General features: G+C 43.5%; 7 protein-coding genes and 1 pseudogene. 4 read left to right on the plus strand and 4 right to left on the minus strand.

What is annotated here, in order from left to right:
• Nucleotides 1-422: 422 nt before the first annotated feature.
• The 4 genes and pseudogenes from QAS77_RS08495 to QAS77_RS08510 all read left to right on the plus strand — a co-directional run.
• Nucleotides 423-641, plus strand: a pseudogene (locus QAS77_RS08495) (ISNCY family transposase); the annotation flags it as partial.
• A 129-nt stretch (nucleotides 642-770) separates the two neighbouring features.
• Nucleotides 771-1,082 (plus strand): phasin family protein, encoded by a 312-nt coding sequence (locus tag QAS77_RS08500; protein ID WP_305064934.1) that lies wholly within the window; start codon nucleotides 771-773, stop codon nucleotides 1,080-1,082.
• Nucleotides 1,083-1,182: 100 nt separating this feature from the next.
• Nucleotides 1,183-2,862 (plus strand): ABC1 kinase family protein, encoded by a 1,680-nt coding sequence (locus QAS77_RS08505; protein ID WP_305064935.1) that lies wholly within the window; start codon nucleotides 1,183-1,185, stop codon nucleotides 2,860-2,862.
• A 111-nt stretch (nucleotides 2,863-2,973) separates the two neighbouring features.
• Complete coding sequence (locus tag QAS77_RS08510) at nucleotides 2,974-3,948, plus strand: DUF128 domain-containing protein (protein ID WP_250868109.1); 975 nt, start codon at nucleotides 2,974-2,976, stop codon at nucleotides 3,946-3,948.
• 6 nt (nucleotides 3,949-3,954) lie between these two features.
• Here the strand turns inward: QAS77_RS08510 and QAS77_RS08515 are convergent, their stop codons facing one another.
• The 4 genes from QAS77_RS08515 to QAS77_RS08530 all read right to left on the minus strand — a co-directional run bounded on the left by QAS77_RS08515 (nucleotide 3,955) and on the right by QAS77_RS08530 (nucleotide 8,384).
• Nucleotides 3,955-4,812, minus strand: a complete 858-nt coding sequence (locus QAS77_RS08515) for a DUF4435 domain-containing protein (RefSeq protein WP_250868108.1) — start codon at nucleotides 4,810-4,812, stop codon at nucleotides 3,955-3,957.
• Nucleotides 4,790-6,145 (minus strand): AAA family ATPase, encoded by a 1,356-nt coding sequence (locus tag QAS77_RS08520; protein WP_305064937.1) that lies wholly within the window; start codon nucleotides 6,143-6,145, stop codon nucleotides 4,790-4,792. Before QAS77_RS08520 ends, QAS77_RS08515 begins: the two co-directional genes overlap by 23 nt.
• 192 nt (nucleotides 6,146-6,337) lie before the next feature.
• Entirely contained in the window at nucleotides 6,338-7,585 is a 1,248-nt protein-coding gene (locus QAS77_RS08525; protein WP_305064939.1) for a PGF-pre-PGF domain-containing protein, read from the minus strand.
• Nucleotides 7,586-7,598: 13 nt separating this feature from the next.
• Complete coding sequence (locus QAS77_RS08530; RefSeq protein WP_305064941.1) at nucleotides 7,599-8,384, minus strand: hypothetical protein; 786 nt, start codon at nucleotides 8,382-8,384, stop codon at nucleotides 7,599-7,601.
• Nucleotides 8,385-8,539: the final 155 nt, after the last annotated feature.

An 8,539-nucleotide genomic window follows, 5' to 3' on the forward strand; every position in this document is an offset into this window, starting at 1 on the left:
TCCCCATTATCGATTTACCATTTACTTTCTTTTTTTGAGATAGCATATGCAAGTGTGCCAATAACAATTCCTCTAAAATAATCAAACTGTAATGGAAGCATTGTGCGTCTCATTTATTTTCCATGAATGTTCCTATTTCCCCATAAATCATATAGTAGATATGATTCTTGTTAGTATTCACATACTTACAACATATATAGTTTGTGAATAACAACAAAAATAGATTCTGCCAGTAACAGGACTTCGTTTACGACTCCTTAGTGTCCTGATAGCAACACGTCTAGCTATGCTCGAAAACAACAGAAACAAAGGAGAAGCAGTTAGAGCGAAAGAGTGAGGTCTTATTTTTGATCACTGCTTCTTCTCTAATATCGATTTATTAAATGGGATGGGGGCCACTTGTAAGATTTCAAATGGGGACACTACCAGATGATGGATTCGATGAAGATTATTCACACAGGAGTGAATGTGAACGAGTACACAAGAACATGAAATGGACAGTTAAATTTGATATCAGATGAATGAAAAATAGCAGTAAGAAACTCGATTTGATTATGAATTTTATAGCGTATCAGTTACTTGCAACCACACATTTGCAAAATGGAGTTAAAGAAACCAACTCATTTGCAAATTATGTGTGAGGAAAATGTCATCAAATTAGAATGGGGGGATTGATGAGCTAATTTGATAATCTCAGTTAACTATAATACTATTTTCACAAACTATATATCCTAAAAAAGTTAACTTCTATTAAGGGAGGTTAAATTTTGATGATAGATACTATGAAGAAGTTAGGACTATTTGGTCTGGGCCTGTATGCGATTACCGAAGATAAGATCGATGAGATTGTAAAAGAACTTGTTGAGAAAGGTGAATTCAACAAGGAGGAAGGTAAAAAGTTCGTCGAGGACCTGATTGAAAAGCGAAGACAACAGCAGGAAGACCTGGAAGATAAGATCTCTTCAAAGGTTCAGGAAGTCTTTGGCAAGTCTGACCTTGCTACTAAGGAAGAGATAGAGGCCCTTCACAAAAAGATCGAAGAGCTGGAAGAGCTGCTAAAGGAAAAGAGCAAAGAAGAATGATCCTTTGATTATTCCCTCTATTTATTTTTGTAAGATCTTAGTGGTCTTTTATTAGTTGCATAGGTTGCCATATAGCATTTAATGGCAGGCAGAATGTCGGATGGCTTCCAATACAGCACGCAGGTATTCCATGGTGAAACGCTATGGAGTGATCATTGATACGCTCATCAAGTATGGGTTCGGGTACTTTGTGGACCAGATGGGGATTAGGTCCCTTGGTTCCCTCAGGTCCAGGTTAAAGGGTCGTTTCGGTAAAGGCGACGAGGCTAGAACAGGTCCTGCAAGGGTACGTATGGTACTTGAAGAGCTTGGTCCCACCTACGTTAAGTTCGGCCAGCTCATGAGTATGCGTGAGGACCTTATCCCAAAAGAATATGCGGAAGAGTTTTCCAAACTTCAAGACGATGTACCGCCGTTCGATTATTCTGAAATTGAAAGGATCATTGAAGAAGAGTTAGGTAAAAAGGTCGAGAACCTGTTCCTTTCTTTTGATAAAAAACCGGTTGCTGCGGCATCCCTCGGGCAGGTGCATCGTGCAAAGCTTCACGGTGGCACGGAGGTTGCTGTGAAGGTCCAGAGACCCGGTATCCGAAAGGTTATCGATTCTGATCTCGACATACTTTATAGTATAGCCGGTTTTGCGGAAGAGCATGTAGAGGAAGCAAAGCTCTACAATCCCGTGGAGATAGTGGACGAGCTTCAAAGGTCCATATATGCGGAGATGGATTATACCCAGGAAGCTCGTAATATTGAGCGTTTCCAGAACAATTTCAAGAAAGATCCGAATATCATTATTCCGGGCGTTTATTGGGAGTACAGCAGTCGGAGAGTGCTGACCCTTGACTATATCGATGGGATCAAAAGTGATAATTTCAAAAAGATCGATGAGCTTGGACTGGACAGGGACAAAATTGCAGAATGTGGAGCAGAGGCATTCATGAAGCAGATATTCGAGGACGGCTTCTTCCATGCGGACATGCATTCCGGAAATGTCCTTATCATGGAGGATGGCCGGATCGCTCTCCTTGATTTTGGGATGGTCGGGCATATATCCAAAGAGATACGGAACCTGTTGATCGATGCCCTGATCTCTATTACAAGAGGCGATGTGAACCAGTTCCTTGAGGTACTGAAGGACTTCGGAATGGTCCCCACGGAAATTGATGTGCATGCTTTTAAGATCGATTACGAACACGTTCTGAACAAATATTACAGCAGGTCATTAAAGCAGCTTGATACTCCGCTAATGATAGCGGAAATGATGGCCCTGCTGAGAAAGTTCAAGATAAGGATCCCGCCAAACATTGCATTGCTCTTTAAGGGTGTGATAACAGTAAGTGGTTTTGGTCTCCAGATGGTTCCGGACTTCAATGTGACCGTCATTGCTGAACCTTATGCCAGGGACATCATGCGCACTCGTTTCAGGCCTCGTAATATTGCGGACACCCTTTATACTGACATGTGGTATACAGCACGGATGCTGCATAAGGCCCCGTTGCAGATCTCACACATACTGTCAATAGCAGAGAAAGGCTACCTGAGCATAAAGTTCGAACATCATGGAATGGACCGTATCGTTGCTGAGCTAAATGCATCAAGCAACCGGTTAGCATTCAGTTTAATTATTTCTTCTATCATTTTAGGCTCTTCTCTTATCATCCAGACAGGAATGCAGCCTCATGTGGGGGGTGTTCCTCTTTTTGGGGTGGCGGGGTTCGTTATGGCCGCATTCATGGGATTATGGCTTATGGTTTATATACTAAAAACAGGAAAGATATAACCGGCAATAGTTAATTTTAAGTTGATGTCCGGTATATACCCGTTGCTTTTATTAAATGAGCAATGCCAATGGAAATTGCTGTGAGCTATAATCCACATCAGGTGCCTATAAATGACCGATCCACAGATTCAGCGTAAATTAATTGAGATCATGCGTGTTATCAGCGAAAGCGATAAACCCATAGGCGCAAGGAACATTGCCGATGAGCTTCAAAGCCGTGGTTATAATTTAGGCGAACGTGCCGTACGCTATCATTTAAGGATACTTGATGAAAGGGGATTTACTGAAAAACACGGTTACAGCGGGCGTACCATCACCACTTTCGGCAGGAAAGAACTCGATGATGCTCTTATAGGTGACCGCTTGGGCTTTGTTATCACAAAGATCGAAGAGCTCATCTATAATACCGATTACGACCCCCTTTCCAAAGAAGGCAACGTGATAGTCAACCTTTCTACTCTCGACAAGGACGACTTCGATAATGCCCTCGATGTCATGAAATATGCTGCATCAGGTGGCATGTGCATAAGTCCTAATATTAAGATCTTCGAAGAGGATTCGGATTCCGGGGTATATGTGCCTGAAGGCAGTGTGGGTATAGCAACGGTTTGCAGTATTACATATGACGGTGTGCTTCTCAGAAACGGCATTCCTGTGAAACCGGCATATGGCGGCATATTGGAAATGGAGCATAACGATCCCGTACAATTCAGGGACCTGATCTCGTATTCCGGTACTTCCATTGATCCGGTAAAGATATTCATGATAAGACATGCAACTTCAGTTCTGGACGTGCTTGATACGGGCAACGGTCGCATCCTTGCCAACATACGCACAATTCCATCTTCCGCAGTTGAAAAAGCAAAGGATGTCTTACATCAGCTCGAGGCTTCCGGCATAGGCAATGTAATGAACATTGGCTCTTCAGCTTATGATCTATGTGGTGCTCCGGTGGAAGAGGGGTTATCCGGTATCCTTGTGGGCGTTGGAGTGAACATGATCTCTGCTGTAGAGGAGGCAGGAATTCTGGTCTCAACAAGCCCTGTCTCAAAAGTGCTGGATTACAAGAAGATGTCAAAGCTCTGATGTTGGTCAAGCTTCACTGAGGACGATGTAAGGTACATTCTCTTCTTCCCAATTCAGTATCGAGCTATATAGCTCGGTCTTCTTGAACATTGTTATATCATAGGCAAGCCGCAGGCTTCTGTCTATTATTCCTTCGTTAGTATGATGTGCATCCAAATTGCCAAAGATCTCACGTAGTCCGAATGCCAGTATCTCTACAACATCGTGGCCGGAACATATCTGCCAGGGGTCGTGATCCTCATCAAGCATTTTCATGATCTTTTTGCGTATGACTCTTTCGTTCAGGGAATGTCCGTGTGAGTTGACCTTCACCTCTCGTATGAGACGTTTGATGTTTATCGATAGTGGCTGTACTTCCATGAAATGATCAAAATCTATGTCCTTGAACCTGAGTGACAGTTTATCTTTGCCAGAGGAGGAAAGCCATCTGAAAAGTCCCAATGGCATTGCTGTATAGAGCAAGAGTTGTCTTATGGGCATATGAAGCGCTTCAACTTTGTACGGTGATGTGAATTCTTCAAGAAGACGATTCAGTGCTTCTGATGCAATAAGCATTGTCTCAAGATCATGGGTGTCGGTGACAAGTACATTATCATTCTTGTTCCTTATTCCGTCAGCCCGCCAGAAATCAGCATCTACGATGGTCAGAACACCTTCCATCTTTGAACGTTTAAGGATCTGTATGACCTTGATAGCATTCTCCTTGCCATTGGCGGGGATGACCTTGCATCTTTTATCATCCACAAATCGCTGGTAGAGCCTCATGTCGGTGCTGCCTTCGATTATCAATACACTACCCCTGAACTGGGTTCGCATCATTCGAACGTTGTTCGCGATATCGTCAGCTGTCAAGTATCTCTTCATTATCGCGTCCTCTAAGCTCAACGGTAAGGTCCCAGCGGTCATGGATTATCTGTGGCGAATGTGTGGCTATCAGGACATCAAAACCTGCGAGCTGGGTTATCGCCTGTAAGTCTCTTAGGAACTGTTGTTGCCATAGGACATGTAGTGATATTTCGGGTTCATCAATAAGTATCAAAGCTTCAGGTTCTACATGGAACAACAGCTCGTAGAACAGTACCAGTTCCTGCTGCTCTCCGGATGAGAGCTTGGTCGGTGAAAGGGGCATATTTTCTGCCGTTGTAAAAACAAATCCATCCTTTTTGCTGACCGAGAGTTTCTTGTAAAGGAATCTGCAATTGATTATGTTTATCAAAAGGTCTATCCTTTGGGTAAGATCATTGAATACGCTGAGCTTTTGTTTGACATCTTCTATGTAAAGCTGGAGGAAATTCCTGTTGCTCTCATCGATATCTGTGATCTCCTCTATGTCAAGACCGCCTTCAGCCTCGATGAATCCTGCCTCTATGAGTTGTTTTCTTTTGTCTTCCAGTTCGGTAAGTTCGACTTTTAGTTCTTCTATGGATGTATCCAACTGTTTACTGTCCGTCTTTAGCAGCCTCGAAGGGAATGTACGATCAAGGGATTGCGAAAGTGCTGCATATTCTGCAAGTTTCTTCTGCATGGAGGCTGCAAGTTCATCGGAATAACTTATCACAGAAGGTATGACGGAGGTCCTTCTTTCTGTCTCTACGGATTGGGAGAACGAAATACTTAGCAGGCGTTGTGTCTTAATGAAACAGATGTTGATGGAAGCTAGCACTTCCCTGAGCCATGCGGGTTCATCCTTTCTCTTTTGTGGGAGCTTGTCACTGAAAAGGCTCATGACCTCTTCGGATGTGAGCTTTTCCTGCGTGGTGAAATGCACCCAGGTGTTATCATCTATCTTCTCAAGCTCGGGTATCATGCGCTCGACCTTAGGTGTCGAGAAAACTTCTTCAATATCAATGGGTTTGACCGTATAACGGACCTTCTTCTTTGTGGGTTTAAGCCATTCGAATGCCAGTTCCCGATAACTGCTGTTCTCGGCCTTGAGGGGGCCAAGTTCATCTAGGTGCAGTTTCTTCCTTACTAAAAGTCTGCTCCGGTCACTGAACTCGATCTCGAGCCTGCTGAAAGGAATGCGGTAAAGCTCATAATAGTTAGAACGGAATAGCGAATTCAATATCTGAAGTAGGACCGTCTTACCAATGCCATTCGGTCCGTGAAGAATGGTGATATGTTCTTCCGTGTTCAACGGAACATCATGATCGAACGTTCCAAATAGGTTCTTAATAACGATCCTCTTTATTTTCATGAAAGCTCCCCAAAGCATCTCTAAAAACGAATATGATACTACAACATTAGTTCCGATGATTAATAAAATCTTGTTCTTGTTGTATATAGTTTGCTTTAATGGGTGGGGCTGTCAAAAACTGTAACACCAAAGTTTTTGACAGCCCTAACATAATTAAGAACACTTATATTAATCTTGACTGTCAAAGTTGGGCTACAACACTTCCCCATCCTCATCCTTTTTAGTCCTGTACATCAAATATGCGCCGCCGGCGATGAGCATTATTGCCAGCGCGCCGACCAAGTACCACATTGAGATACCTTCATCGCTCTGCTCCCTCTCACCATTACTATCTTGTGTACTGGTCTGCTCCGATTCGGCAGTTGACATTGCCTCTGTGTTCGCACCCTGTGTTACCAGATCTTCCTCCGTGCTGCCAATTATCGAGAACGGCGAGAATCCGGGTGTTTTTGCCTCAAAGTAGATGTACGTATCATCCTCCCCACTCTTATTGGTTGGGAGAGGATTCCACACGTCATTATGGTACCTGCACAACCTGATCGTTGCTACAACAATGTCATTAGCCTCGATCCATGACTTTTCCACCTTGAACCCGACCTTCACATCAGCGATATTGTCCGATGTCGCAAATCCAGACTTCCCGACCCAGATGTTCAGATTCTGGTAAACCCTGCCCGGCGGGTCATTTTTCACCAATGCTGACTTTCCTTTGAGCACTTCGATCGTTGCTGAGATCTCGCCTGCGTTTTTGAGGGCAGTGAATTTTATTGTCTCGATGGCATTTGATTCTTCTTTGAATTCGTATGACGTTTCTTCATCCATTACGATATGTTTGTGCACGACGTCTTTTACTTCGATGTTCTCGTATTCTTCACCGGATGTGCCGCTGCCTCCACCGCCGCCTGATGAGGAGGGGGGGGTGGAATTATCTTGCACAACTTTGCTTGAAGTTATGGACAATGAATAACTTCCGGTTTCAAAAGTGGTGGAACTTTGAGTTTTCATATCAATGCTTGCACTGCCAGTGTTCATTACAAGCATTTTATCGGAAGGAGAATTGCTCACATCCCAATTCATATCAAGAGTAGACCCACTTGGAACTGTGACCTTCAAAGTCCATGTGATGGTGTCCGCATCTGTTTTCATATCGGTCGCAAGGCGCGTTACGACTTCATGGGTGCATGGAAAATATGCATCCAGTGCATTAACCGTTGGTGCAGGTGGCGCGGTGACATCGTAATCCCTGTCAAAGCCATCTGTTGCATTGCCATCAACACCAAAAATGCGCACATACGTAGCCGGTGGTGGCGGTGGAGAACTACCATCACTTGATGCAGGCAGGGCTGTGATATACATAGAAGATGACCATGTGGCACCGGCAACACCTGTGCACATGGTTATCAATAAAACAAACGCTACAATGAACTTCATTTTTGACATAATGTCGCCCCATTCATTCACTGTATGACGTACCTGCAAGCGTGACTTGTGTGTCTTTTAAAGCAAGAATCCAGTATCCCTTACCGATCTCGATCGTGCTCACATCGTAGTATTGCTTGTTTGCAGTATTCCATGAGTACACTGGCAAAATTACATCACTGTTGCTACCAAAGAGCGTGTTAACATCTGGTGTGCCGGGTGTTAGTGGGGTGGAAACAAGGTTCCATCCTTTCTGGAGTTGCATTGTGTACAGGTTTGGATCGGTGACAGTCCACGTCCATTTGTTCTGGCTGGCTCCGTTTGCATTTTCTGCCACTATTGTGATATTATACACACCTTCATGCGCAGAACTGTTGTAGTATGATACTGTCTGGACAGATGTGTCAGTTTGAATCGTGACTCCATCAAAAACCCATGTAACATCGGCTAACTGATCAACCGTTACTGTGAAAGTTCGCGAATTGCCTTCAATATCAGAAACCGATGAAAACGAAGGGGATGAGAGAGTTATTGATGGTGCTGGTGGCTCTGTGACTGTCCATGTCCACTTTTTCTGATCGGCTCCATTTGCATTTTCTGCTACTACTGTGAGATTATGTGTGCCTGCTTTTGCAGAATTGTTGTAATATGATGCTGTTGTGCCAGATGTGTTGGTGTAAAGAGTAATTCCATCAAGAATCCATGTTACATCAGAAACTTGGTCTATGGTTGCTGTAAAAGTTGTCGAATCACCTTCAGTATTAGAAACTGAAGTCGATGATGGGGATAAGAGGGTAATTGATGGAGCAGGATTTGTCAAATCATTTGATTTTTCGTAACTATTCAGCCATCCTCACGTTTTTGATATAAACTTAGAATACTCAACACAATTCCATCAGTGCTTGATATTGATTTTACCAAAAAACAATATACTATGCCTCTATTTTAGTCACTCCCTGAAATTCAACCTGGTTT

It is taken from the genome of Methanococcoides sp. (assembly GCF_030594565.1).
Taxonomy (GTDB): domain Archaea; phylum Halobacteriota; class Methanosarcinia; order Methanosarcinales; family Methanosarcinaceae; genus Methanococcoides; species Methanococcoides seepicolus.